The sequence below is a fragment of the Glutamicibacter sp. St.4D3 genome, assembly GCF_059728615.1.
Genome location: NZ_AP039380.1, coordinates 2,038,225 through 2,064,175, shown reverse-complemented (window position 1 = coordinate 2,064,175; position 25,951 = coordinate 2,038,225). Strand labels below are relative to the sequence as shown.

The following is a 25,951-nucleotide window of genomic DNA, read 5'->3' as shown; positions in this document are numbered from 1 at the left end:
ACTTCAGCCGTGGCCGGTTGTGGATTGCGTCTAGCCCAGCAGCTTGGGCGCAATCAGCAACACGGTGGGGCAGACCAAAAGCATCAGTGAGCAAAAGACGATCGCCGTGGTCTGGAAAACACTCAGCGGGTTCGGATCATTGAGCAGGCGCTGCAGGCGTCCGGAGGACAATTCTCCGTTCGGCACGGTTTCCAGGTCGCCGCCCGAGCCGCCCTGCTGGGCGGGATCGTGGACCGGGTTGGGGGCCACGGAGGACGCGACGGTCACGATGGCCCGCAACAGGACTGGGCGCTGCACCTTCTGCAGGGCCGTGTCATCGGCCAGCATCTCGGTCAGCTGGCGCACCGCGTCCAACGCCAGGCGCGATGTCGGCAGCCAGGGAAGGGCTTCGTGCCAGGCGGTGAAGGCCAGGATCAGCAGGTCGTGGCGTTGTTCAAGATGCGACCGCTCGTGGGCCAGCACCGCCTGCAGTTCGGTCTCGGAGAGCTGGTCCAGAAGGCCACGGGACAGGACGGTGACCGAGCGGGTCATGCCCGGAACGCAATAGGCAACCGGGACGTCATGGTCCAAAACCAGGGTATTGGGCCGGTCCTCGGCGGGGTTGGTCAACAGCATCAGCAGCTGGCGATGCTTGGCCCTCTGCCGGGAGATCCGCCAGGCGGCGCGCAGCAGGGTCAGGACCAGATGGGTGGCAAAGAGCAGTGCGGCGCTGAGCGCAAAGAGGTGGACCACCCCGGGGGACGGGGCATCGGGGTCCCCGAGCAGCAAGCGCCATCCCTGGTGCAGGGCACTGAGCAGGTCATCGCCCAGTGGAGTCAGACCCCACACGAGCATGGAGCCGATCATTGACAGCCCACCGGCCAGGGCGATGGCCTGCCACAACAGGACAGCGGCCACCGGGGAGCGGGCTGGCCATTTCGCTTTGGCCAACGCCAACGGCGTTGGCCACGCTAATGCGATGGCCAACGCCGCAAGAAAGTATGAGGTGAGAAGCACTCAGCCCTCTATATCGTGAAGGATTTAGACGGTTTTCGGTGCGTCCAAGATAGCACGAAGTGCCGCCGCTTCGTCGGGGGAAATGCCGCCGATGAAGCGCGCCAGAACAGCTTCGCGGTCCTGGGCGGTTCCCAATGCCTCGTTGAGCAGGTTCACGGTGTGATCCTCGCGGGTCGACGAGGCCGTGTAGCGGTGCGGACGCGTGGAGCGTTCCCGGGCGACGAGGCCCTTCTTTTCCAACCGCGCGAGTACCGTCAGCACAGTGGTGACTGCGAGTTCCTTCGCAGCATCGCCGGGTGCGGCGAGTTCATCGCGCAGATCATTGGCGGTCAGTGGTTCTGCGGAGTCCCACAGAAGTTCCATGACTGAGCGTTCCAGATCGCCAAGGCTGGCCACAGGGCAGTACCTCACTTGCCTACTAGTGCTAAAACGTCCGGCGCCATTAAGCGCCAACGAACGTATCGTGCAGTCCATTCTATAGGGGATTGACCAAATTTTCTACACTTCGTAAAAATCGGGTCTGAGTAGATTATTGTTGCCAAAATCACATTCGGGCATAGTCTCTTGGGCGCACCTTGAGAACTCGGCAAATTTGGCGCTTGCCTGTTGCTGGCATCACGCGGTTTGGTCGGTGGCTTGTTTTGCAGGCCACAGGCCGGTTACCCGCGAGTTCTACGTCTTGTCGAAATTGGCCTATCGTGGTGGTGAACGACTTTTCTACGTTCAGTAGAAAACGTGTTTACACTCGAAGGGAAACCGATGGACCCGTTGGAAATTGCGCGGTGGCAATTTGGCATCACCACCGTATACCACTTCCTGATGGTGCCGCTGACGATCGGGCTGGGGCTGGTCGTAGCGGTGCTGCAAACGGTATGGCTGCGCACCGGCAATGAACAGTGGCTGCGAATGACGAAGTTCTGGGGCAAGCTGTTCCTGATCAACTTCATCATGGGCGTGGCCACCGGTATCGTGCAGGAATTCCAGTTTGGCATGGCCTGGAGCGAGTACAGCCGATTCGTCGGCGACGTCTTCGGGGCCCCGCTGGCCATGGAGGCGCTGCTGGCGTTCTTCGTCGAATCCACCTTCCTGGGACTGTGGATCTTTGGCTGGAAGAAACTGCCGGCAAAGCTGCACCTGGCCACGATCTGGGCCGCTTCGCTGGCCAGCATCCTCTCGGCCTACTTCATCCTCGTCGCAAACTCGTGGATGCAGCACCCGGTGGGCACCGAAATCGTTGACGGGCGCGCGGTCATGACCGACGCCTGGGCCGTGTTCACCAACAACACGGCGCTGGTCACCTTCCCGCACACCGTCTTCGGCGCCTTCGCCGTGGCCGGCGGATTCCTGCTGGGCATCTCCTGGTTCCACCTGTACCGTCGCCGCGCGGAGGGCATCGACACGGTGGACGCCAACGGGCGCGTCCTCGTTGGGGAAGACCTGAGCAAGGGCCGCAACCGCGACAAGACCGACCACAAGGTATGGCTCTCCTCGCTGCGCATCGGTGCAGTGGTGGCGCTGGTCTCCTTCCTGGGGGTGGCCTTCTCGGGGCACACCCAGGCCCAGCTGATGTTCGAGCAGCAGCCGATGAAAATGGCCGCCGCCGAGGCCGCCTGCCACGACGGCACCGGGTTCTCGGTGCTGACGCTGGGCGATGTCCGCACCCAGGGCAGCACCAGCTGCGATGACGTCACCGCGGTCTTCGAACTGCCCGGTCTGCTTTCCTACCTGGCCAACGGCGACTTTGAAACCCCGGTCAAGGGCGTGAACACGCTGATCCCCGAATACCAGGAAAAGTACGGCACCCACTACCCGGATGAGGAATACCTCGGTCAGTACGCCGGCCAGGAAATCAACTACGTCCCGGTCATGGAGGTCACCTACTGGGGCTTCCGGCTGATGATCACGTTGGGCGGGTTGAGCGCCGTCGCCGCCGCGGTGGCCCTGTGGCTCACCCGCAAGGGGACCGTGCCGCACAACAAGTGGGTCTCCCGGCTGGCCCTGCTGGGCATCGCCGCCCCGTTCGGGGCGAACTCCTTCGGCTGGATCTTCACCGAAATGGGACGTCAGCCCTTCGTGGTGGCGCCGAACCCGCAGATGGGCGGCATTGACCAGGTGTTCATGTACACCGCCGCCGCGGTCTCGCCGACCGTCAGTGCCGGGGAGATGCTCTTCTCCACGATCAGCCTGACGCTGATCTACGCAGTGCTGCTGGTGGTCGAACTCGTGCTGCTCACCCGGTTCATCCGCGGTGGGGTGGCCTCCTCCATGCCCGAACTGAACAACGACGAGCGCAAGGACGAGGACAAGCACGATGATGATGTGCTGTCCTTCGCCTACTAGCGGGAACGGAAACTGACAATGGAATGGCTTCCAACACTATGGTTCGTGGTCATCGCCGTCCTGTGGCTTGGCTACCTCTTCCTTGAGGGCTTCGACCTCGGGGTGGGCATGCTCATGGGGGTGATGGCCCGCAATGAACGCCAGCGCCGGGTCATGCTCAACACCATCGGCCCGGTCTGGGACGGCAACGAGGTCTGGCTGCTGACCGCCGGCGGGGCCACCTTCGCCGCCTTCCCCTACTGGTATGCCTCGCTCTTCTCCGGGCTCTACCTGCCGCTGGTGATCGTGCTGGCCGCACTGATCTTCCGTGCCGTATCCATTGAATACCGCGGCAAGGCGCACACCGCCACCGCGTTGAAGATGTGGAACCTGGCAATGAGCCTGGGCTCCTTCGTGGCCGCCTTCGGTGTGGGCGCCATGCTGGCGCTGACCACCCTGGGGCTGCCGCTGAATGAAAACGGGGACCGGGTCGGCGGAGCGTTCGCCTGGTTTGGCTGGGAAGCGGTGCTTGGTGGCCTGGCGGTCGTGGGCTACTGCCTGATCCAGGCGCTGGCCTTCCTGCGCCTGAAGACCGATGGGCCGATCCGCGAACGCAGCGGCTCGCTGCTGGTCAGGTGGCTGCCGCTGGGCCTGCTGCCGCTGGTGCTGTGGGCGCTCGCGGTGCTGCTGCGCAACGACTCGATGGGCGCCTGGGCGCTGCTGGGGCTGGCTGCGCTGGCCATGGTGGCCGCCTGGGGCACCGCCCGGTCGGGCCGCGAGGGATTCTCCTTCATCGCCCTGGGGGCGGCCCTGGCACTGGGGGTCGCGGCGATCTTCACCGCCGCCTTCCCGGTGGTGCTTCCCTCCACGATCGACCCGGCGTTCAACCTGACGGTGATGAACGCCTCCAGCACGCCGTACACGCTGCGGCTGATGAGCATCGTGGCCGCGTTCGGGGTGCCGTTGGTCCTGGCCTACCAGGCCTGGAGCTACTGGGTGTTCCGCAAGCGCATCCACGAAAAGCACATCCCGGAGACCCGCCTGATCACCCCCGTGGTCAAGTAACCGTCGATGGCCCAACGCCAAGGAGAGAAGATGGCCGCACCACGCTTCCTGCCCTCAAACCTGCTGCAGCGCCGGCAGCTGGTGCTGCTGACCGTGTGGTCGATCAGCAAGGCCCTGGGGCTGATCCTGCTCGCCTTCGCGTTGGGCACCTGGATCGCCTCCCTGGCCGGCTCCGGTGCGCCGGCCGGCCCGCGGCTGCTGTGGCTGGCACTGGCCGGCGCGCTGCTGCGGGCCGCTGGCGGCTGGGGGCTGAACGTGTCCTCCCGGCGGATGGGGTTGGGCGCGAAGGAGCGGATGCGCGAACAGCTGGTGGCCAGCACCGCAGGGGTCAGCACCATCGCCCCGGTGGCGTCCAAGAAGTTCTCCGTGCCGGTAACCGCCACCCTGGCGGCGCACGGCATCGACAAGCTCGATGACTACTTCACCAAGTTCATCCCGGCCATGGTCAGCGCACTGGTGCTGCCGCCGCTGCTGGGGATCTATGTCCTGACCGTGGATCTGACCAGCGCCATCGTGCTGCTGATCACCATTCCGCTGGTGCCGCTGTTCATGGCCCTGATCGGCATGCACACCCAGGAGAAGATCCGCGAAAGCCAGGCGGGACTCGACGCGCTGGCCCACCAGCTGTATGAGCTGGCCCTGGGGCTGCCGGCCCTGCTGGGCCTGGGGCGGGCCCGCGCCCAGGGAACGGCGATCGCCCGGTTGGGCCGACGCTACCGCAAGGCCACCATGGAGAACCTGAAGACGGTCTTCCTCTCCAGCTTCTGGCTCGAACTGATCTCCACGCTCTCGGTTGCGGTGGTGGCGGTGTTCATCGGCCTGCGCCTGGTCGGCGGCCACATGGACCTGGCCGCCGGGCTGATCGTGCTGATCCTGGCTCCCGAGGTCTTCGGAACCCTGCGTGAGGTCGGCTCGGCCTACCATGCCGCCGATGACGGGCTGGCCGCCTACCAGCGCTACGAGCAGATGGTGGGGCAGAACCCCGAACCGGCCATCAGCGTCCAACGGCTGCCCCTGGATGCCGGGAACCGCCAGCCGATCCTGGAGCTGGAGGACTTTTCCTTCCGCTACGGCACCGAGGCGCCGCTCTACCGCAACTACACGCTGCGCCTGGACCCGGGCCAGCGCCTGCTGCTGGACGGGGCCAGCGGCACCGGGAAGAGCACCCTGCTCAAGGCCATCGCCGAGGGGGCCAGCGCCAACGCGCTGGACGCCGAGCAGACCAGCGGCCGGCTGCGGCTGCGCGGCGGGTTCGCGCTGATCAGCCAGCACCCGGAATTCAGCCAGGACACCGGCGTACGGCAATTGGCCCTGGATGCGCCCCAGGCCAGTGCCGAACAAATCCAGCGTCTGGCCCACGAGCTGGGGCTGCACACGATGCTGCAGCGGCCCATCGCCGAATACTCCCCGGGCGAACTGCGCCGACTTGAGGTGCTGCGCGCCCTGCTGCGCATCCACAGCGAACCCGACACCCGGCTGCTGCTGGCCGATGAGCCAACCGCCCACCTGGATGCGCGCAACGCGGCCGCGGTGCGCCGGCTGCTGGGCGAACTGCCTGCCGGCTGCGCGGTCCTGGTGGCCAGCCACGACCCGCTGCTGGGCGCCCGCCAGGTGCCCGGCGCCGCACCGGCGGCCACCACCGCCCCGGTGGATGCGGACGAACCGGCGGCGCTGCCGCAGGCGCCCCGGCCGCCGCGCGGCCAGCAGGCGACCGGATTCACCCCGGTGCGGGATTTGCTGACCCGTTACACCGGGGCCCGTAAGGCCGTGCTGCTGGGGGTGCTGTCGGTGCTCTTCGCCGTGGCCCTCTCCGCGGTCAGCGGCTGGCTGATCGTCAAGGCCAGCTACATGCCCCCGGTGCTGCACCTGATGGTGGCGATCGTGAGCGTGCGCGCCCTGGGCATCGGCCGGGCGGCGCTGCGCTACCTGGAGCAGCTGGCCATCCACGACGCCGTGCTGGGGTACGCGGCCGAGCTGCGGGAAAAGATCTGGAACGCCATGGTGGCCAAGCCCGCCAGCTGGGGCGTTGTCTCCCGTTCCCCGGTGGTGCTGCGCTTCTTCCTGGCCGAGGTCGATGAACTGCGCGACCTGCTGGCCCGGGTGGTCTTCCCGCCCCTGCAGGCCCTGATCGTCTGGCTGCTGGGCACCGTGGTGCTCTTCCTGATCCAGCCGACCTTCGGGTATGCGGGACTGGGCGCGCTGCTGCTGATGCTCATTGTCATTGTTCCGCTGATCCGCCGCATCGAGGGGCGCAGCACCACCGAGCAGCTGGAGCACCGGCTGCAGGTCAACGAACGCGTGCTGGCCATTCTGCGCAACCGGGCCTCGCTGCGGGCCAACGGCTCCCTGGGGGAGCTGCTGGCCCGGCTGCGGCACACCGAGCGGGAAAACACCCGCAAGGCCAGCTGGCACGCCCTGGGCCAGGGCGTCGGGGCGAACCTGATGACCCTGACCGGAGCCGTGCTGGCCACCGCCTGCGTGGCCCTGAGCGAGGTGACGCCCGAACTGACCGCGGTGGCCGCCCTGCTGGCCCTGGCCCTGTCCGAACCCGCCGCCGCCTGCGTCGCCTCGATCCAACAGGCCCGGGCACTGGCCGAACTGCGCCAGACCTTGGCCGACCGTGGGGTGAGCAGCGCACCACAGCAGCAGCTGCCGGAGCCGGAGGAGGATTTCGGGCCGGTCACCGGCTTTGAGCTGCACGAGGTGGCCCTTGGCTACCGTGAGGGTGAACCGGTGCTCCAGGGGCTCAGCGCCCGCATCGCCCCCGGGGACTGGACGGCACTGACCGGCCCCTCCGGCTCGGGCAAATCGACCCTGCTCACCGCCCTGCTGGGGGTGCTGCCCCCGTTGTCCGGGCAAATCCACGCCATCGACACCGCCGGGCGGCTCTCACCGCTGACGGCCCAGGCCCTGGATTCGGTGGCCTGGTGCCCGCAGGAGGCGCACCTGTTCGACTCAACCCTGGCGCGCAACCTGGCGCTGGGCCTGGACGGGCCGATGCCGCCGGAGTCGCAGATGCTCCAGGTGCTGCAGGCGGTGGGCCTGGGATCCTGGTACGCCCAGCACCCCCAGGGCCTGGAGACCCGCATCGGCAGCGGCGGCCACAGCCTCTCCGGCGGACAGCGCTGCCGCCTGGCCGTGGCCCGGGCCCTGTTGGCGGACAAGCAGGTGGTGCTGCTCGATGAGCCGACCGCCCACCTGGGCCAGGACGAGGGACAGGCGCTGATCGATCAGCTGCGGGCCGCGCTCGCCGGACGCACCGTGGTGCTCATTACCCATGACGCCCAGCTGGCCGGCGAGTGCGACCACCGGATAGATCTGGGCCAACGGGCCCGGCACGGCCTGACGGTGTAGGCACGCCCGCGCAGCGCGTGCGGGGCGTGGGGAGGCCAAAGGGGCGGGGCACCAGTTCGCCACTGGTTTCCCGCCCCTCATGCATGGTGCTGCTAGTCGTCGCCGAGAATGACCCCGCCATCGGAGAACGGCAAGGTGTCCTCCACCAGTTCGTGCCCGATCTTGGTGGTCTGCGCCGCGTGCTCGGGGCTGGGCAGCGTCTGATCCAGTTCCCGCGCCGAGACCGGGTCCGCGCTTTGCGTGTCGGCCGGCAGCACGCCGCCAAGCAGCGCGATGGACTGCGCCAGCGGCACCCCAGAGCCGTCCCGCTTGCCGAACTCGGTGGGCAGGGCGCGCACCACCCCGGCCGCGGAGCTGGCCCGGGCCGGACCCGGCCCGGCATAGGCCAGGCTCAGCTTGTCCTCGCCCTTGGTGAAGCGGTGGGCGCGCACCCCGGCGGTGGCCCGCCCCTTGAGCGGGAACTGGTCCAGCTCGGTGAGCTTGACCGACTGCCCGGAGGTGCCCGGCAGCGTCTGGGAGCCGACCGCCACGGTGGCCACCACCGCGGAGGCGTCATTGGCCGGCACCGCGCCGAAGTAGATCACGAAGTCCTGCGCGCCCAGCTTGATGCCGGACATGCCCCCGGCGGTGCGGCCCTGGGCGCGCACCGTGGAGGCGGTGAAGCGCAGCAGCTGGGCCTGCGCGGTGATGAAGATCAGCTCGTCCTCATCCTCGGCCACCGCGGCCCCGATCACCTCGTCCTTGCCCTTGAGGGTAATCGCCTCGAACTCGTCACGGTTCAGCGGGTAGTCCGGGTTCACGCGCTTGACCACGCCGTTGCGGGTACCCAGCGCGAAGACGCGGTTCAGCGGGACCAGCGCCACCGCCTTCTCGCCCTTGGGCAGCTTCAGGAACTCGCTGACCGACACCCCGCCGGCCAGCTGCGGGAAGCCATGGCCCTCGCCCAGCGCCGGGACGTCGATCATTGACACCCGGATGATCCGCCCGGTGCTGGTCAGTGCGCCGATTTCGCCGCGGGCGCTGGTGGGCACCTCGGAGAGCAGCACATCGTGCTTCACCCGGGAGCCGGCAAAATCCAGCGGCGTGCGGTCGTGGGTGCGCGCGATCTGCCCGGAGGCCGAGAGCAGCGCCCGGCAGGGCCGGTCGGCGACCTCCATGGCCAGGGTGGCCTTCTTGCCGCTGCCCACCGCCTCGGGCAGCACGGTGCCCTTCAGCGGCTTGGTCTCCGCATCCTTGGCCAGCACGGTGCGCCGCGGGGAGGCGAAGGTTTCGGCGGTCTGCTCCAGCTCCCCGGAGACCACCTCACGCAGCCGGGCGTCGGAGCCCAGGATGGCTCGCAGCTCCTCGATCTCCTTGCGCAGCTGCTCGGCCTCGGCCTCCAGCTCGATGCGCGAATACTTGGTCAGCTGGCGCAGGCGCAGCTCCAGGATGTGGTTGGCCTGCGCCTCGGAGAGGTCAAAGACCGTCATCAGCCGTTCGCGGGCCTCATTGGTGGCCTCGGAGGAGCGGATGATCGCGATGACATCGTCAATGTCCACGATGGCGATCAGCAGGCCCTCGACAAGGTGCAGGCGTTCCTCCCGCTTGGCCAGCCGGTGCGTGGTGCGCCGGCGCACCACCTCCAGGCGGTGTTCGACGTACACCTGCAGCAGCTCGCGCAGCCCCAGGGTGCGCGGCTGGCCCTCGACCAGGGTGACGTTGTTGATGCCGAAGGAGTCCTCCATCGGGGTGTACTTGTACAGGCTGGCCAGCACCGCGTTCGGGTTGAAGCCGTTCTTCAGCTCGATGACCAGTTTCAGCCCGTGCTGCCGGTCGGTCAGATCCACCACGTCGGAGATGCCGGCAATCTTCTTGTTGCCCACCCCGTCCTTGATTTTCTGGATGACCTTCTCCGGGCCGACCGTGTAGGGCAGCTCGGTGACCACCAGGGCGGACTTGCGCGCCGAGATCTTCTCCAGCGCCACCTTCGCCCGGGTGCGGAACGCCCCGCGCCCGGTGCGGTAGGCGTCGCGGATCCCGTCCAGGCCCACAATGGTGCCCCCGGAGGGCAGGTCCGGGCCGGGGACGAACTTCATCAGGTCCTCGACCGTGGCCTCGGGGTGCTCGATCAGGTGGCGGGCCGCGGCGATCACCTCGCCCAGGTTGTGCGGGGCCATGTTGGTGGCCATGCCCACCGCGATGCCGGTGGCGCCGTTGACCAGCAGGTTCGGGAAGGCGGCGGGCAGCACCTCGGGCTGGGTGAACTGGTTGTCGTAGTTCGGCACGAAGTTGACCACGTCTTCGTCCAGGTTCGCGGTCATCGCCACCGCGGCCGCGGCCAGCCGGGCCTCGGTGTAGCGCGGGGCGGCCGGCCCGTCATCCAGGGAGCCGAAGTTGCCGTGCCCGTCCACCAGCGCCAGGCGCATCGAGAAGTCCTGGGCCAGGCGCACCATCGCGTCATAGATCGCCGCGTCCCCGTGCGGGTGCAGCTTGCCCATCACCTCACCGACCACGCGCGCGCTCTTTACGTGCCCCTTCTCCGGGCGCAGACCCATCTGCGCCATTTGGAACAGGATGCGCCGCTGCACGGGCTTGAGCCCATCACGGGCATCGGGCAGGGCCCGGGAGTAGATCACCGAGTAGGCGTACTCCAGGAAGGAGTTCTCCATCTCGCTGGTGACGTCGATGTCGATGATGTTCTCGACGAAATCCTCGTCAAGGGCCGGAGTGTTCTTGCGAGCCATTGAGCTGTTCGTGCCCCTACCTTCTGGTCGATAAGAAACTGTTCGAATGCAAACAGGCGGACTGCGCGCCGCGGGCGTGGTGCAGGCCGTGGTGCGTGGCATCTGGCCGTGGCCGGTACCGCGCACTATTGTTTAGCTTATGGTGGATCGTAAAGTTTCTGCGGCATATCCGGCACATTGGGAAGCAGATGTTGTGCTGCGCGACGGTTCAACCGCGCACCTGCGGCCCATCACCCCCAAGGATGCCCAGGCGCTGCAGGAGATGCACCGCCAGCAGTCCGAGGCGTCGGTCTACCTGCGCTATTTTACCTACAAGTCCCAGCTGACCCCCAAGGAGCTGGAACGCTTCACCAACGTCGATCACACCTCCCGGGTGGCGTTCGTGGTGCTGCGCGGGGCGAAGGTCATCGGGGTCGGCGGCTATGACCGGCTCGATGACCCCACCGAGGCGGAGGTCGCGTTCAACGTCTCGGACGAGTACCACGGCAGCGGGATCGCCTCCATCCTGCTGGAGCACCTGGCCGCGGCCGGACGCGAAAACGGGATCGAGAAGTTCACCGCAGAGGTGCTGCCGGAGAACCGCAAGATGCTCACCGTCTTCTCCGAGGCCGGCTACGCGGTGGCCCGGCACTTTGAGGACGGGGTGGTGATGCTGGTCTTCCCGATCGACCCGACCGACAAGTCCCGTTCGGTGATGGAGGCCCGCGAGCACCGCGCCGAAGCGAAGTCGGTGGCCGGGCTGCTGGCCCCGGCCTCCGTGGCGGTCATCGGCGCCAGCCGCTCCTGGGGCACCCTGGGCTACGACGTGCTGAACCGGCTGGTGGAATCCGGGTTCACCGGGGCGCTGTACGCGGTGAACGAGCAGGCCTTTGAGATCGGCGGGTTGCCCAGCTACGGGCGGATCACCGAGGTGCCCGGCCCGGTGGACCTGGCCATCATCTGCGTGCCCAAGGAACGGGTGCTGGGGGTCGTGGATGACTGCGCCGCCCACGGGGTCAAGGGCCTGCTGGTGATGACCGCCGGCTACGAATCCGACCAGGGCCTGCGCGAACAGCGCGAACTGATCACCCGGGCGCGGATCAACGGGATGCGGGTCATCGGCCCGGCCTCCCTGGGGCTGCAGAACACCGACCCGGATGTGCAGCTGAACGCCTCGGTCGCCCAGCAGCTGCCGGCCCCGGGCAACATCGGTTTCTTCAGCCAGTCCGCCGCCATGGGGGTGCTGCTGCACGGGGTGCAGGCCCAGCGCGGGCTGGGGCTGAGCTCCGCGATCTCTGCGGGCCTGCGCGCGGACGTGTCCGGCAACGACGCCATGCAGTACTTTGAGGACGATGAGCACACCGCGGTGGTGGCCATGCACCTGGAGTCCTTCGGCAACCCGCGCAAGTTCTCCCGCATCGCCCGGCGCCTGTCCGGCAGCAAACCGGTGATCGTGGCCAAGAGCGATGTCATGGGCCTGCGCCTGCCGCCGGGGCACTCGGTGCGCACCTCCCAGGCCCCGCCGGCGGCGCTGAACGCGGTGCTGGCCCAGGCCGGGGTGATCCGGGTCGGCTCGGTGGAGCAGCTGATGGACGTGGCCAGCGTGCTGTGCACCTCACCGGCCCCGGCCGGGCCGAACCTGACGGTGCTCTCCAATTCGCTCACCCTGGCGGAAGTCACCTGCGATGTGGCCGTCAGCCGCACCCTCAGCGCCGCCGCGGACGAGCGCGAACTGGACTTCAGCCTGGGCCAGTCCCGGGCCCTGCCGCTGCTGCGCGAACGGGTGCAGCAGCTGGTGCAGGATGCCACCGTGCATTCGGTGATCATCGCCCTGCTGCCGGTGCCCGGCATCAGCGACAACGCACTGCTGGGGGAGCTGGGCCGCTTCGCCGGCTGCGGCAAACCGGTGCTGGTGGTGCTCTCCGGGCGTTCGGACCGCAGCATCGGCACCGGGGTGCACCACGGGCTGCCGGTGTTCACCTCCCCGGCCGCGGCGGTGCGGGCCCTGGACAAGGCTCACGGCTACCGGCAGTGGCTGAACGTCGAACACGACGCGCTGCCCGAACCGGAGGGCATCGACGCCGACGGGGCAGAGGACTACCTGAAAACCCTCACCGCCCAGATCCCGGGCACCACGCTGCGCGAACTGGACTACGACCAGGCCAGCACGCTGCTGGCCCACTACGGGATCCCGGTGCTGGAATCCCAGGCGGTGAACAGCGCCGATGAGGCGGTCGCGGCCGCGCACCGGCTGGGCTGGCCGGTGGCGTTGAAGGCCGATGACCCCTACCTGCGCCAGCGCCTGGATCTGGGCGGGGTGCGGCTGAACATCACCGACGAACCCACGCTGCGGGCCAACTACGCCCACATGTTCCAGGCCATGGGGCAGTGGGGGGTGCAGGCCCTGGAGGTGCAGTCCATGGCCGAGGCCGGGCAGGCCTGCGTGATCCGGGCGGTGGAGGACCCGCTGCTGGGGCCGGTGATCTCCTTCGGGCTCTCCGGGGACCCGGTGAACCTGCTCGATGACTGGGCGCACGGGGTGGCTCCGCTGTCCGTGCAGGACCTGGAGGACCTGATCCACCGTCCACGCAGCAGCGCCCGGCTCTTCGGCTACCAGGGGCTGCCGCAGGTGGACCTGGCGGCGCTGAAGGACCTGCTGAACCGGGTGGCGCTGCTGAAGGACAACCACCCGGAGGTGGCGATCCTGAAGATTTCCCCGGTCACCGTTTCCGAACACGGGCTGAGCGTGTTGGCTGCCGAGGTGCAGGTCGGCAACCCGGAACAGCGTACCGACACCGTGCGCCGGGCACTGCGCGGCTAAGCGGCGCGCGAGCGCGAACCGGGAGGGAGCAGCATGGCCGGCCGCGGTGCCCCGGCTCAGGCCGGGGCACCGGTGTTGATCAGCATCACCCCGCCGGCGATCAGCACGATCCCCAGCGACATCACCCAGCTCATCGGCTCCTTGAACAGCAGCCAGCTCAGCAGCGCGGTCAGCGCCACCCCGCAGGCGGCCCACACCCCGTAGGCCAGGCCCAGCGGCATGCTCAGCGCCAGGCTGGTGGCCAGCGAACTGAAGGCCACCAGGTAGCTGAACACCATCGGGAGCAGCCAGCGCCGCGAACCGTGGGTGGCCATGCGCAGCGAGAGCGTGCCGCTCACCTCGGCGATGACCGCCAGGATCAGCAGCAGCCAGGCGCTCATGCCCCGGACCTTCCGCGCGGGGCCGGGGCAGTGCCCTGGCGGGCGGCGGCCAGCTGCGAGCCGAACTCGACCAGCAGCACCCCGGCAATGATCAACCCCATCCCCAGCAGCATCACCGGGGTCAGCGGCTCGGCGAAGAGCAGGTGGGAGAACAGCGCGGTCAGCGCCACCCCGCACGCACCCCAGATGCCGTAGGCCGCGCCCAGGGCCATGCCCGCGCGCAGCGTGGCGGCCAGCGCGGCGAAGGCCACAATGTACCCGGCGGCGGTCACCAGGTACAACGCCGGGGCGTCCAGGGCCAGCTTCATGGACAGCGACCCGCTGACCTCGGCGATCACCGCCAGCGCCAGCAGCAGCCAGCGCTTCATCCCAGTCCCGCCTTGTGGCGTGCGTATGCCATGGCCCGCGCGATGTGCGCCCCACCGATTTGCTTCATCCTTCGAACCTACCAAACCGGTGGGCGGCGTCGCCCGGTGCCGGATCCGGTCGCGCGCGCCGTGGCTGTACGATGTGAGCAGGCTCTCACCGCCCGGCGGGCGGGGCGCACCGGGCGGGCGGCTCATAGGTAAGAGTCGGGTGCACTGGGTAAACTTAAGGCATGAGTTCTCCATCGTATTCGACCACTGCAGCCGCTGAACTGCAGCAGGATCTGGTCCGGGCCGGCTTCTATCCGCAGATGATCCAGGACGTGCTGTCCGAAGCGATGTACACCCGGCCGATCCTGGACCACTATGTCCACCTGGAAACCCATTTCGACCGCACCGAGGTGCACCGCCACATCACCGTGCTGGTGCTCAGCGACAATTCGCTGTTCATCATCCACGTTGATGACCAGCAGCTCGATGACCACGGCCAGCAGGTCGTCGCCCAGGTCTCCACCGAAATGATCTCCCTGAAACGCATCGCCTCGGTGGCCACCAGCTATGTCTTCCACCAGCCCCAGCACTACCGCAGCGGGGACGCGGTGCGCGAATTGACCTTCGGGCTGTCCTGGAACGGCACCACCCGCCTGGACCTGACCCCCGCCGCCTGCGCGGACCCGGAATGCGACGCCGACCACGGGGTGACCGGCACCGCGCAGCCCGAGGACCTGGTGATCCGGGTCAGCGCCGAAGCCGACGGGCAGGACGCGGTCAACAAGGCCCGCAGCTTCGCGGTCCGCCTGCGCCAGGCCACCGACTTCTAGGGCCGGGGTTCATCGTGCCTGACCCGACCCTGCCCGTGCCCGCCACCGCGCTGCCGGCCCCCGCCCCCTACGGCACCCAGACCCTGGCCGAGGTGCTGCCCTCGGCCGCGCACGCGCTGGGTGTGCCGGGATTCCAGAACCCGCTGGGGCTGAAGTCCACCCGCCGGGTGAACGTGGTGATGATCGACGGGCTGGGCTGGAACCAGCTGAAGTCGAACATCGCCCACGCCCCCTTCCTGCGCCGCCTGTTCGACAAGGCCCAGCGCCTGAGCGTCGGCTTCCCCTCGACCACCGCCACCTCGTTGAGCAGCCTGGGCACCGGGCTGGCCCCCGGCGCGCACGGCATGCTCGGCTACGACGTGATCGACCCGGAGCGGCGCCGGACGGTGAACCAGTTGGGCGGCTGGCCCGCGGACTTGGACCCGCTGGCCTGGCAGCCGAACCGCACCGTGTTCGAACAGGTCGCCGACGCCGGGGTGCACACCGCCAGCGTCTCGCTGGCCTTGTTCGAGAATTCGGCACTGACCCGGGCTGCCCTGCGCGGGCCCCAGTTCGTCGCCGCCACCTCCCTGGCCGCGCGCAGCCGGGCCACCACCGAGGTCTTCGACGCGCACCGCCACGCGCTGGTCTACACCTACTTCAACGAGCTGGACAAGGCCGGACACAAGTACGGGGTGGATTCGGACCAGTGGCGCCAGACCCTGGAGGAGCTGGACTATACGCTCAAGACCATGGTGTCCCGGCTGCCGGCGCAAACCAGCGTGCTGATCACCGGGGACCACGGCATGGTGGACGTGCCGGCCAGCCAGCGCATCGACTACAGCCGGGAACCGGAGCTGATTGAAGGGGTGGAGCTGACCAGCGGGGAGCCGCGCGGGGTGCAGCTGAGCTTCGCCGCCGCCACCAGCGATGCGGTGCGCGCCCGGGTGCGTCAGGCCTGGCAACGCCGCTACGGCACCAAGGCCTGGGTGCTGACCCGCCAGGAAGCGATCCAGCACGGCCTGTTCGGGCCGATGCGCGACGCGGTGGCCGAACGGCTGGGGGACTTGATGATCCTGGCCGCCGAGTCCATCGCCTTCTACGACGGGCGGCGGGTGAACCCGAAGGCCTTTGAGATGGTGGGGCAGCACGGATCGCTGACCACCGCCGAACGCCTGGTGCCACTGCTGCAGCTGCACACCGAATAACCCCGGGCCACCCAACCACGGGGGCCAGCAAAGGACGATTCCCCGGCAGCCAGCTGGCTGCCGGGGAATCGTCCTTCAGCGTTCCGGGGTGGTGCGGGGACCAGGCCCCTAGTCCTTCTTGCGCCGCCCGAACATGATGTCATCCCAGCTGGGCACGGAGGAACGCTTGGACTTGCGGGCGTTGGCATCCTCTTCGGCCGTCGGCTCGGGCTTCGGCTTGTCCTTGGACGAGTCGTGGGTGAGCACGGTCAGCTGCGAAGTGCGGGTGGAAATGGTCTGCGGCAGGTGCGGCAGGCCCTCGTCCTCATCGTCCTGCCCATAGTTGTTCAGGTTCCGGTCGATGATCTCATTCAGCCGCTCATCGGAGTCCTCGTCCTTGCCCGAACGCTGGCCGCGGCGGGCGTTGAGCAGCTCCACGAGTTCCTCGCTGTCGCCAGGCTGGGTGGGAGCCGCCTCCCCGGGGGCCTCGGCGGCCGGGGATTCCACCGCCACCGGGGTGATGGTGGAGAAGTATTCGGGGGCCGCCTGCTCGCTGAGGGTCTGGGCCCAGCGGTTCAGGTTGCGCAGCGTGCGCCGCTGCGGATGGTAGGACCACTTGGCCACGTTGGGGGAGTCGTCCTGGTTCTCCTCGGAGAGCGACTCAACGTTGCCCTCGTGCAGCGGGGAGTTGAAGATGGCGGTCACCAGCCACTGGCCCTCCGGGTCCTTCCAGGAATCCCACTGCACCGACTCCGCATCAATGCCCAGCTGGCCCAGCCGGTGGGTGACCATGGCACCCAGGTCGGCCGGCTCCTCGCCAAACGCCTCACGGTACTCGGCATCGGTCTGCGGACCGGAAACCTCCACGCGGCGCGCCAGTTCGGCAATGTGGGCGCGTTCGGCCAGCACCGGGCCCTCGTACTTCAGGATCTGCTCGATCGGCACATCCCACTCCACCGACAGGTCATACGCCGAGGCGCCGGCGCGTACCCGGGCCTGGATTTCCCGCGGCGAGTGGTCGGAGGACTGTTCACGGTTGCGCGGTGCACGGGCGCGGGCGATTTCGGCCATGGCGCTGCGCAGTGCATCGTCGACGGGCAGCTCAAAGCTCATCCCGTCGTCACTGCTGACCTGCAGGCTGGAACCATTTTCATGTATTCCTACCAGTCTCAGCTGACGCATTACTACCCTCCACACGGTTTATTTCCTGAGTAAAACTTTGCCACTCAACGCCCGGAATTCCTATTACCGCCAAGGGTGTGGCGCGATTTCCTTGGCCTGGCGGGCGAAGAACGCCCTTCCAGGCCGGATCCGGGGAATTTTTTGCCGTCCAGGACGTTATACACGCGTGCCAGTGGTGGTGTAGTGTACCGCCACGAGTTGTTGCACATCCGTCAAGGAAAAGAGAACGATACTTCAATGGCTACCGACTACGACGCACCGCGCGAAAAGCAGGAGGAATCCGAGACGGCCAGGCAGCTGTCGGATCTGAACGCCGGGCGGACGGCGAAGCAGGCGACCCTGATCGACGAGGATGAAACGGACCTGGCCGAAGGGTTCGTGCTTCCCGGCGGCGAGGTCACCCAGGAGGAGCTCAGCGTCGAAATCATGCCCGAGCAGGCCGACGAGTTCACCTGTGCCTCCTGCTTCATGGTTCGCCACCGCTCCCAGCTGGCCCGCCAGGACGGCGCGCAGATGTTCTGCACCGAGTGTGAAGACTAGCCCGGTCCCCGCGTGAGCGCGCCCGATCCGGGCCCGGCCCATTAACCACCGAAGCCGCCCAGCACCGCATCCCCGTCAAGGGGAGGGCAAGTGCTGGGCGGCTTGCTGTATCTGGTGGCGATCGCCGTCGACAGGCTACTGGCCCTGGGAGTCCCCGTGGTTGGAGCGCGATTCCGGCTGGGCCTGGTCCTCGGCGGTGACGTCCTCGGCCGCGGGCACCTCGTCGGGCTGCCGGTAGGCGTTCATCACACCACCCAGAGCGCGGGTGAGCTCCTCGGGGCGGCGGGTGGAGGTCAGCCAGTACGGGGTCTGGTCGCGCGGGTCGGTGATCTCAAGCTTCACCACGGCGTCCACCCAGCCGCGCAGGTTCATGTAGGCCAGCCCGTGCAGCTTCTGGCCGCGCTGCTCGAAGGCCTCCTGGCCGCGGTAGCCGATGACCTCGCCAACGTATTGGCGTTCAATGTTCGCCCGGCCCACCCGCACCGAATCCTCGGTGACCGTGATTTGCGGGGTGTTCAGCATCAGGATCACCGTCATCACCACAAAGGCGATCACCCCGGCCAGGATTCCCCAGGCCACTCCGATCGGCGCCAGGGCCACCCCCGCGGTCAAGGCCAGCAGCAGCGGCCAAATCCAGGTTCCGGCCGAAGGCCACAGTTTTTCGTTGAACAGCACGGTCGACTCACCGGAGCTCGCAATACTCATGCCTTCCATTTTAGGCGCTGAAACCTGTGCGTGCCGCCCAGCCCGCCCGCAGCGCCGGGCGGCCGGTAAAGAACTATGGGCAATCCGTCCCCGGCCCACCACAGGCGAAGCCCGAGGCGCTAGAGTTGTTCAGGTGCCGCAGGCAGTGCTCCTGCCCGCCCCGCGGCACAGTGAAGCCACTGCCGGATGCAACGGAAGACGAAACACCACCCATGAGTGAACCAAGCCTGCAGATCGCCATCAAACTGCTTGACGATGGGCTGCCCACCCCCGGTTACGCCCACCACGGGGACGCCGGGGCGGACCTGTGCGCCCGTGAAGCGGTGCAGCTGGCCCCCGGGCAGCGCGCGCTGATCCCCACCGGCATCGCCTTGGCCATCCCGCACGGCTACGTTGGCCTGGTGCACCCGCGCAGCGGCCTGGCCGCCAAGCACGGGATCACCGTGCTGAACGCGCCGGGCACCGTGGACGCCGGCTACCGCGGGGAAATCATGGTGACCCTGCTGAACACCGACCCGCACGCGACCTTCGAGGTGCAGCGCGGGGACCGGATCGCCCAGCTGGTGATCCAGAAGGTGGAACAGGCCCAGTTCACCGTCGTGGATTCCCTGGATGAGACGGTGCGCGGCGCCGCCGGATTCGGTTCAACGGGCGGGTTCAGCTCGAACTAAGTACCCTAGAGGTAAACCACAAGAGTTTTAAGGACGAGATGTTTTTCAAGCGCAAGAAGCGGCAGCAGGAACAGCAGCCGGTTGAAGACGGTGCGACCCAGCAGGCGGCCTCCGGCACCGACGCGCAGGACGCTGCCCCCGGCACCGATGCGCAGGACGCTGCCCCCGGCACTCCGCAGCCGGTGACCGGACCGTTCGACATCAAGGACATTGACAACCCGGACGACTACCTGAACTTCGGTTCCCTGCTGATCAAGCCGATGACCGGGCTGAAGGTCCGCATGGACATCGAGGACCAGACCAAACGCGTGATTTCGCTGTCCCTGGAACTGGCCGAATCGCGCGTGCAGCTGCAGGCGTTCGCCCGTTCGAAGTCCGAGGAACTCTGGCCGGGCATCTCCAGCAAGATCGCCGAGGACATCACCGGCCAGAATGGGGAGATCTTCACCCGTGACGGCGACTACGGCAAGGAGCTGCTGGCCAAGGTGCCGCAGCAGCTGCCCGACGGCCGGGCCGGACACGTGGCGCTGCGCTTCATCGGCATCGACGGGCCGCGCTGGTTCCTGCGGGTCGTGATCGGCGGCGCGGCCATCTCCGACGAGCAGGCCTCCAAGGCCGTGGAGGAGCTGGTGCGCCAGGTCGTGGTGGACCGCGGGGACCGGCCGCTGCCGCCGCGTGAGCTGCTGCCGTTGACCGTGCCGAGCAACGCCACCACCCGCGCCGAGGCCCCGGCCGGGCAGCCCGAGGTGCAGCGCCCGGAACGCGGGCCGGAAATCACCCAGATCGGCTAGCTGGAACGGAACGCTGACATGGTTGGCAAGACACAGGTTTCGGTCAGTGCGCTGCCGCAGAGCGCCGCGGTCCGCCACCTGCAGAACCTGGAACAGATGCCTGAACGCGGCCGCATCGAACACACCGGCTATATCCAGTCGGTGACCCATGTGCCGCCGGGGGAGGCGCCGCGGCTGACCGCGACCGTGGTGGACCAGTTGGCCCGCCCAGGGGTGCGTCGGCGCACCGCCCCGCACGTGCGGCTGCTGTTCATGGGCCAGAAGCGGGTGCCGGGGATCAAGCCCGGGGTGAAGATCCGCTACTCGGGGATGCTGAGCCTGGTGGACCAGGTTCCCACGGTGCACAACCCGCGCTACCTGATCCTGCCGCAGGAACGCCCGCAGGCCTAGCCGCCCCGGCGGCCCCTTTGACACTGAATGCGAGTGAGATGACCCAAACGCCAGATTCCCCCGAGCAGCCCGGCACCCATGGTGAACCGGACCCGTCGCTGGCACAGCGCCTGGGATCCTCGGCGCACCTGAGCAAAAACGCGGCCGGGCACATCGATGTGATGGCCAGCATCGGGGGAGTGCGCGGGGTGCTGGAAACCGTGGTCCCCGGATTCCTGTTTGTGCTGCTCTTCGCCCTCACCCGGCAGCTGGACGTGGCGCTGATCGCCGCGATCGCGGTGGGTGCGGTGTTCATGATTGCCCGGCTGGTCAAGCGTTCCTCGCTCACCCAGTCGGTCAGTGGGCTGGTGGGCATCCTGATCTGCGCGCTGGCCGCGCGCAGCACCGGGGAGGCCAAGGACTACTACGTTCCCGGATTCTTCATTGTCGGGGCCTACCTGCTGGCAATGGTGATCTCGATCGCGATCAAGTGGCCGCTGCTGGGGGTGCTCTACGGGTTCCTGCGCCAGGAGGGCACCGACTGGCGCCAGCAGCCCGCACGGCTGCGGCGCTACGCGATTGCCACCTGGATCATGGCCGCGGTGTTCGCCGCCCGGCTGGCCGTGCAGCTTCCGCTGTACTTCACCGACCAGGTGGTGGCCCTGGGCATCAGCCGCCTGGTGATGGGGGTGCCGCTGTACGCGGCGGGTCTGTGGTTCGCATGGATGATTTCCCGCCCCGCCAGCCAGATCACGGCGCAGCAGGACTAGCCGGCGCGCTCAGCGCCGGGTTTCGCGCAGCACCTTGCGCAGCTGCTCGCGCGCTTCTTCGGTGGTCAAGAAGAACAGCGCGTCCCCGCCCTCGATGACGTCGTCACGGGTGGGTGGGAAGGGCGACTTGTCGCGCACCACCGAGACCATGGTGGTGTCCTCGGGCCACGGGACCCGTCCCATGGTGCGCCCGATCAGCGCCGAATCGTGGGGCACGGTGAATTCCACCAGGTGCACCGCCCCGCTTTTCAGGCTCAGCAGCTCCACCAGGTCCCCGACCTCCACGGCCTCCTCGACCAGCGCGGTCATCAGCCGCGGGGTACTGACCGCCACGTCCACCCCCCACGCGTCGTCGAACATCCACTCGTTCTTCGGGTTGTTCACCCGCCCCACGGTGCGCCGCACCCCGAACTCGCTCTTGGCCAGCAGCGAGATCACCAGGTTGGCCTTGTCATCACCGGTGGCCGAAACCACCACGTCAAAATCGTCCAGCCCGGCGCGCTGCAGCACCACCAGCTCGCAGGCGTCCCCGCGCAGCCACCGGGCCTCAGGCAGCTCCTGCTGCTCGGCCGGATCCGGGTCACGGTCAATGATCAGCACCTGGTGCCCGTTGTTCAGCAGTTCGCGCGCGATGGAGGAACCCACCGAGCCGGCACCGGCAATCATCACCTTCATATGTGGCTCTCCGTTCTAGTCCTGGGCCTGGCGCGGGGCGGTGGCCAGGATCTTTTCCACGTCGCTGCTTTCGTCCACCCGCATCATCACGTGCACCAGGTCCCCGCCCTGCAGCCGGGTGTTGCTCTGCGGGATGATGCCCTCCCCGAACCGGGTCAGGTAGGCGATGCGCACCCCGGCGGCCCGCTCCAGGGACTTGACCTGGTGGCCGTACCAGTCCGCATGCAGCGCCACCTCGGTGAGCATCAGCCGGCCGGAGGATTCCCGAAAGTCCCCGCGCATCGAATGTTCGGGCAGGATCCGGCGCAGCACCTGGTCCGCGCTCCAGCGCACCGCCGCGACGGTGGGGATGCCCAGGCGCTGGTAGATTTCGGCGCGGCCCGGGTCATAGATGCGCGCCACCACGTGCTGCACGTTGTAGGTTTCGCGCGCCACCCGGGTGGCCAGGATGTTGGAGTTGTCCCCGCTGGAGACCGCGGCGAAGGCGTAGGCCTCACGGATGCGCGCCGCTTCCAGGGTGTCGCGGTCAAAGCCGACCCCGGTGACGGTGTCCCCGGAGAAGTCCTCGCCCAACGCGCCGAAGGCCCGCTCGTTCTGGTCGATGACCGTGACCGAATGCCCGGCCGCGTCCAGGGTCAGGGCCAGTGTCGCCCCGACCCGGCCGCAGCCCATGATCACGAAGTGGGCCATCGCATACTCCTTAGGTTCGCTGCCATCCTTCCCGGGCGCCGGCCCGGGGCGTGCCGGGCAAAACCGGCACTGCATTAGTCTGCCACGTTTTGCCCCGGCCGCCTGGGTGTGGGCGGCAGAGACTTCAGCATGCCGCGCGTGCTGTTATACCGTTGATGCGTGCCTGCATTCTTTGATGGTGTCAAACGCTTGCTGGTGGGCAAGCCGTTTCGCACCGAGCGGTTGAAACGCAAACCGCTGCCGCCAAAAATCGCGCTGCCGATCTTCTCCTCCAGCGCCCTGTCCTCGCTGGCCTATGCCCCCGATGAGATCCTGCTGACCCTGGCCACCGCCGGGGTGGCCGCCACCCTGCTCTCCCCGGCCGTGGGCCTGGCGGTGCTGGCGGTGCTGCTGGTGCTGGTGCTGTCCTACCGTCAGTCAGTGGCAGCCTACCCCTCCGGCGGCGGGGACTATGAGATCGTGCGCGCGAACCTGGGGCCGCGCCCGGGCACCGCGGTCGCCGCGGCGCTGCTGGTGGACTTCGTGCTGACCGTGGCGGTCTCCAGCACCTCCGCCGCCCAGTACGTCGGCGCGGTGTTCCCGGCGCTGGAGGAACATCGGGCGCTGGTGGCCGCGGCGATCGTGGCGGTGCTGGTGTTCGGCAACCTGCGCGGGCGCGGCAAGGGACGCTGGGCGCTGGCGATCCCGGTCTACCTGTTCGTCGGCGGAATGCTGCTGATGATCGCGGTCGGCGCGGTGCTGGCCCTGAGCGGCAACCTGGGCGACGCGCCGAGTGCCGGCTACGAAATCCGCCCGGAGGCCCAGTTCGCCACCGGGTTGCAGGGGCTGACCGGCGCGCTGCTGATCCTGCGCGCGTTCTCCACCGGTTCGGCCGCGCTGACCGGCATCGAGGTGCCGATCTCCAACGTGCACACGCTGACCAAGCCGCGGGCCCGCAACGCCGGGCGGATCCTGCTGGTGATCGGGCTGCTCTCCGGGGTGCTGACCTTCGGCACCCTGCTGCTGGCCCGGGCCACCGGGGTGAAGGTGGTCGCCGACCCGCAGGCGAACCTGCTGGCCGACGGGGTGCCGGTGGGGGCTGGGTACACCCAGGCCCCGGTGCTCACCCAGCTGGCCGACGCGGTGTTTGGTTCGGTGATCGGGGTGGGCAGCGTGGCGGTGCTGACCGTCGGAGTGCTGCTGATGGCCGGGAACCACGCGTTCAACTCCTTCCCGAACCTGGCCAGCCACCTGGCCACCGACGGCTACCTGCCCCGCCAGCTGCGCACCCGCGGGGACCGGCTGGGCTTCTCCAACGGCATCCTCTCCCTGGGGGTGGCCGCGATCGTGCTGATCTTCGCGTTCGACGGGGATGTCACGATCCTGATCCAGCTCTACGTGCTGGGCGTGTTCGTCTCCTTCACGCTCAGCCAGGCCGCGATGCTGCGGCACTGGTCCCGGCGCCTGGTGCAGGTCCCCTCCCGCAACGCCCGCGCCGCGATCCACCGCAAGCGGCTGCTGAACCTGGTGGGCCTGGTGCTCTCCGCCCTGGTGCTGGCGGTCGTGCTGGTCACCCGCTTCACCCACGGCGCCTGGCTGGCGGTGATCGGCATCCTGCTGCTGATGGCGGTCATGGAGTCGCTGAACCGCCACTACCGGGCGGTGGATGCGGAGCTGGCGGTCAGCCAGGACCACCAGGCGGCCGCGCTGCCGGCCCGGGTGCACGCCCTGGTGATGGTCTCCACCGTGCGCAAGCCGGTGCTGCGGGCCATCGCCTTCGCCCGCGCCTCGCGCCCCTCCAAGCTGGAGGCGATCATGGTGGATGTGGAAAGCGAGAAGACCGAGCGCACGCTCAGCGACTGGCAGCGGCTGCAGATCCCGGTGCCGATCACCGTGCTGGCCTCCCCGTACCGCACCATCGTGGATCCGCTGATCGACCACATCCGTTCCATCCGCCGCGAATCCCCACGCGATCTGATCGTGGTATACATCCCCGAATACGTGGTCGGCCACTGGTGGGAGCAGCTGGTGCACAACCAGACCGCGGTGCGGGTGAAGAACCGGCTGCACCACGAACCGGGCGTGGTGGTCGCCTCGGTGCCCTGGCGCCTGCTCAGCTCCGCCAGCGGCACCACCGAGGAATCCAGCGCCCACCGCTAAGCCCCGCCGGCCACCGGCCGAATCCCGCACGAGCAACCGCAAAGGACAACCATGCCCAGCACCCCCACCCTTGAACTGCGCATCGGGCCCATCGCCCACGGCGGGCACTGCGTGGCCCGCCACGAGGGCCGGGTGATCTTCGTGCGCCACGCGATACCCGGCGAACTGGTGCGGGCCCGGCTGACCGAGGCCGAACCGGATGCGAAGTTCTGGAGGGCCGATGTGACCGAGGTGCTCGAGCCCAGCGAGCACCGGGTGGCGCACTTCTGGGACCCGGCCGACGCGCTGGCCCACCACGACCCGGTGGGCGGGGCCGAGTTCGGGCACATCAGCCTTGGCCACCAACGGGAGCTGAAGGGGCGGATCCTCGCCGAACAGCTGCAGCGCCTGGCCGGCGTGGACGCGCAGCAGATCGGCTTCACCGGCGTACAGCCGGCCCCGGGGGAGCGCGACGGGCTGGGCTGGCGCACCCGGATGGCCTACGCGGTGAACGGGCAGGGCGCGTTGGCGATGAGCGCGCACCGCAGCCACCGGCTCACCGCGCTGGAGCAGATGCCGCTGGCCCACCCGGGCATCGAGAACAGCGGGATCTACCAGGTGGACTACTCCGGGATCAGCCGGGTGGAGGTGGCCGTGTCCAGCGCGGATGACGCCACCGTTCTGGTGCTGCTGGCAGAGGCCGAACCGGAGGCGGCGGTGCGGGTGGCCCGCCAGCTGCCCGAGGCGCTGAACGTCGCCGCGTTCAGCCAGGGCACCGGGGCGGCGGCGGACGGGCAGGGTGCCCTGCACCAGCTGCGCGGACACTCCTGGCTGCCCGAGACCGTGCTGGGCCACCGCTACCGGGTGACCGGGGAGGGGTTTTGGCAGATCCACCGGCAGGCGGCCACCGTGCTCACCGAACGCGTGCTGGAGCTGGTCGACCCGCGCCCGGGGCAGCGCATCGCGGACCTGTATGCCGGGGCCGGGCTGTTCTCGCTGCCGCTGGCCCAGCGGGTGGGCCCGGCCGGGGCGCTGTTCAGCATCGAGGGCGCCCCGGGCACCCACCGCGACGCCAAGCGCAACCTGCGCGCCCTGGACCAGGCGCGGGTGATCCGCGGGCGGGTGGAGCGGATGCTGCGCCAGCTGGCCGCAGAACGCCTGGATGCGGTGGTGCTTGATCCGCCGCGCGCCGGGGTGGACAAGAAGGTCGCCGCGGAGCTGGGCAACAGCGGCGTGCCGCGGATCTGCTACGTCTCCTGCGACCCGGCGTCCTTCGCCCGGGACACGGCCCGGTTGGCCGCCCGCGGCTACGAATTAGGGCACGTCGAGGTGCACGATTTGTACCCGCACACCCACCATATGGAAACGATCGGGCTCTTCGAACGCCGCTGAACGTCACTTTCGGGTGCTTGGGCGTGAAATTAACGTGATTTGTGGTGCTCGGCGGGGAA

The 25,951-nt window shown here is 68.4% G+C and carries 22 protein-coding genes; 13 read left to right on the top strand and 9 right to left on the bottom strand.

Annotation, left to right across the window (positions count from 1 at the left end):
- Positions 1-30: 30 nt before the first annotated feature.
- Together AC6I21_RS09515 and AC6I21_RS09510 are read right to left on the bottom strand one after the other, a co-directional pair.
- On the bottom strand, positions 31-996 hold the full coding sequence (locus AC6I21_RS09515; RefSeq protein ID WP_446753417.1) for a M56 family metallopeptidase: 966 nt from the start codon (positions 994-996) through the stop codon (positions 31-33).
- A gap of 24 nt (positions 997-1,020) precedes the next feature.
- Complete coding sequence (locus AC6I21_RS09510; protein WP_054820860.1) at positions 1,021-1,392, bottom strand: BlaI/MecI/CopY family transcriptional regulator; 372 nt, start codon at positions 1,390-1,392, stop codon at positions 1,021-1,023.
- A gap of 363 nt (positions 1,393-1,755) precedes the next feature.
- Between AC6I21_RS09510 and AC6I21_RS09505 the strand changes: the two genes are divergently transcribed.
- The 3 genes from AC6I21_RS09505 to cydC are packed head-to-tail and all read left to right on the top strand — an operon-like array spanning position 1,756 to position 7,734.
- Complete coding sequence (locus tag AC6I21_RS09505) at positions 1,756-3,336, top strand: cytochrome ubiquinol oxidase subunit I (RefSeq protein WP_497762279.1); 1,581 nt, start codon at positions 1,756-1,758, stop codon at positions 3,334-3,336.
- A gap of 18 nt (positions 3,337-3,354) precedes the next feature.
- Positions 3,355-4,380 carry a cytochrome d ubiquinol oxidase subunit II gene (gene cydB / locus AC6I21_RS09500; protein ID WP_343832724.1) on the top strand — a complete coding sequence of 342 codons (1,026 nt, stop codon included), beginning with the start codon at positions 3,355-3,357 and terminating at the stop codon, positions 4,378-4,380.
- 30 nt (positions 4,381-4,410) lie between these two features.
- Positions 4,411-7,734 carry a thiol reductant ABC exporter subunit CydC gene (gene cydC / locus AC6I21_RS09495; protein WP_497762278.1) on the top strand — a complete coding sequence of 1,108 codons (3,324 nt, stop codon included), beginning with the start codon at positions 4,411-4,413 and terminating at the stop codon, positions 7,732-7,734.
- A 92-nt stretch (positions 7,735-7,826) separates the two neighbouring features.
- Here cydC and AC6I21_RS09490 read toward each other — a convergent pair whose 3' ends face one another.
- Positions 7,827-10,457 (bottom strand): DNA gyrase/topoisomerase IV subunit A, encoded by a 2,631-nt coding sequence (locus AC6I21_RS09490; RefSeq protein ID WP_497762277.1) that lies wholly within the window; start codon positions 10,455-10,457, stop codon positions 7,827-7,829.
- A 139-nt stretch (positions 10,458-10,596) separates the two neighbouring features.
- Between AC6I21_RS09490 and AC6I21_RS09485 the strand changes: the two genes are divergently transcribed.
- The gene (locus tag AC6I21_RS09485; protein WP_396276851.1) at positions 10,597-13,257 is read left to right on the top strand and encodes a bifunctional acetate--CoA ligase family protein/GNAT family N-acetyltransferase; all 2,661 of its coding nucleotides are present in this window, start codon (positions 10,597-10,599) and stop codon (positions 13,255-13,257) included.
- Between the two features lie 56 nt (positions 13,258-13,313).
- On the opposite strand, the gene AC6I21_RS09480 is transcribed toward AC6I21_RS09485, so the two are convergent.
- Both AC6I21_RS09480 and AC6I21_RS09475 read right to left on the bottom strand, forming a co-directional pair.
- Positions 13,314-13,637 carry a DMT family transporter gene (locus AC6I21_RS09480; RefSeq protein ID WP_497762276.1) on the bottom strand — a complete coding sequence of 108 codons (324 nt, stop codon included), beginning with the start codon at positions 13,635-13,637 and terminating at the stop codon, positions 13,314-13,316.
- On the bottom strand, positions 13,634-14,005 hold the full coding sequence (locus tag AC6I21_RS09475) for a DMT family transporter (RefSeq protein ID WP_360028581.1): 372 nt from the start codon (positions 14,003-14,005) through the stop codon (positions 13,634-13,636). Before AC6I21_RS09475 ends, AC6I21_RS09480 begins: the two co-directional genes overlap by 4 nt.
- 230 nt (positions 14,006-14,235) lie before the next feature.
- On the opposite strand from AC6I21_RS09475, the gene AC6I21_RS09470 reads away from it, so the two are divergent.
- Positions 14,236-14,823: a DUF5998 family protein gene (locus AC6I21_RS09470; protein ID WP_138177988.1), complete on the top strand. Its 588-nt coding sequence runs from the start codon at positions 14,236-14,238 to the stop codon at positions 14,821-14,823.
- 14 nt (positions 14,824-14,837) lie between these two features.
- Positions 14,838-16,010: an alkaline phosphatase family protein gene (locus AC6I21_RS09465; RefSeq protein ID WP_497762275.1), complete on the top strand. Its 1,173-nt coding sequence runs from the start codon at positions 14,838-14,840 to the stop codon at positions 16,008-16,010.
- A gap of 108 nt (positions 16,011-16,118) precedes the next feature.
- Here the strand turns inward: AC6I21_RS09465 and sepH are convergent, their stop codons facing one another.
- Entirely contained in the window at positions 16,119-17,171 is a 1,053-nt protein-coding gene (gene sepH / locus AC6I21_RS09460) for a septation protein SepH (protein ID WP_343832735.1), read from the bottom strand.
- Positions 17,172-17,408: 237 nt separating this feature from the next.
- Between sepH and AC6I21_RS09455 the strand changes: the two genes are divergently transcribed.
- Positions 17,409-17,711, top strand: coding sequence for a DUF4193 domain-containing protein (locus AC6I21_RS09455; protein WP_138926430.1), 303 nt, complete (start codon positions 17,409-17,411; stop codon positions 17,709-17,711).
- A 135-nt stretch (positions 17,712-17,846) separates the two neighbouring features.
- Here AC6I21_RS09455 and AC6I21_RS09450 read toward each other — a convergent pair whose 3' ends face one another.
- Entirely contained in the window at positions 17,847-18,416 is a 570-nt protein-coding gene (locus AC6I21_RS09450; RefSeq protein ID WP_138177981.1) for a DUF3093 domain-containing protein, read from the bottom strand.
- 212 nt (positions 18,417-18,628) lie between these two features.
- On the opposite strand from AC6I21_RS09450, the gene dut reads away from it, so the two are divergent.
- From dut to AC6I21_RS09430, 4 genes are read left to right on the top strand one after another with little or no spacing between them, the layout of a single operon-like run.
- Positions 18,629-19,087 carry a dUTP diphosphatase gene (gene dut / locus AC6I21_RS09445; protein WP_346922717.1) on the top strand — a complete coding sequence of 153 codons (459 nt, stop codon included), beginning with the start codon at positions 18,629-18,631 and terminating at the stop codon, positions 19,085-19,087.
- 38 nt (positions 19,088-19,125) lie between these two features.
- Entirely contained in the window at positions 19,126-19,878 is a 753-nt protein-coding gene (locus tag AC6I21_RS09440; RefSeq protein ID WP_497762274.1) for a DUF3710 domain-containing protein, read from the top strand.
- Between the two features lie 18 nt (positions 19,879-19,896).
- Positions 19,897-20,268 carry a hypothetical protein gene (locus AC6I21_RS09435; RefSeq protein WP_346922715.1) on the top strand — a complete coding sequence of 124 codons (372 nt, stop codon included), beginning with the start codon at positions 19,897-19,899 and terminating at the stop codon, positions 20,266-20,268.
- 38 nt (positions 20,269-20,306) lie between these two features.
- Complete coding sequence (locus AC6I21_RS09430; protein ID WP_421013842.1) at positions 20,307-21,017, top strand: DUF3159 domain-containing protein; 711 nt, start codon at positions 20,307-20,309, stop codon at positions 21,015-21,017.
- A gap of 9 nt (positions 21,018-21,026) precedes the next feature.
- Here AC6I21_RS09430 and AC6I21_RS09425 read toward each other — a convergent pair whose 3' ends face one another.
- A complete protein-coding gene (locus AC6I21_RS09425; protein ID WP_138177971.1) occupies positions 21,027-21,692 on the bottom strand; it encodes a potassium channel family protein in 666 nt (221 codons plus the stop codon).
- A 15-nt stretch (positions 21,693-21,707) separates the two neighbouring features.
- Positions 21,708-22,382, bottom strand: a complete 675-nt coding sequence (locus tag AC6I21_RS09420; protein ID WP_054821578.1) for a potassium channel family protein — start codon at positions 22,380-22,382, stop codon at positions 21,708-21,710.
- A 159-nt stretch (positions 22,383-22,541) separates the two neighbouring features.
- On the opposite strand from AC6I21_RS09420, the gene AC6I21_RS09415 reads away from it, so the two are divergent.
- Positions 22,542-24,521, top strand: a complete 1,980-nt coding sequence (locus tag AC6I21_RS09415) for an APC family permease (protein WP_138926426.1) — start codon at positions 22,542-22,544, stop codon at positions 24,519-24,521.
- A gap of 51 nt (positions 24,522-24,572) precedes the next feature.
- Positions 24,573-25,892, top strand: a complete 1,320-nt coding sequence (locus AC6I21_RS09410; RefSeq protein ID WP_497762273.1) for a class I SAM-dependent RNA methyltransferase — start codon at positions 24,573-24,575, stop codon at positions 25,890-25,892.
- Positions 25,893-25,951: the final 59 nt, after the last annotated feature.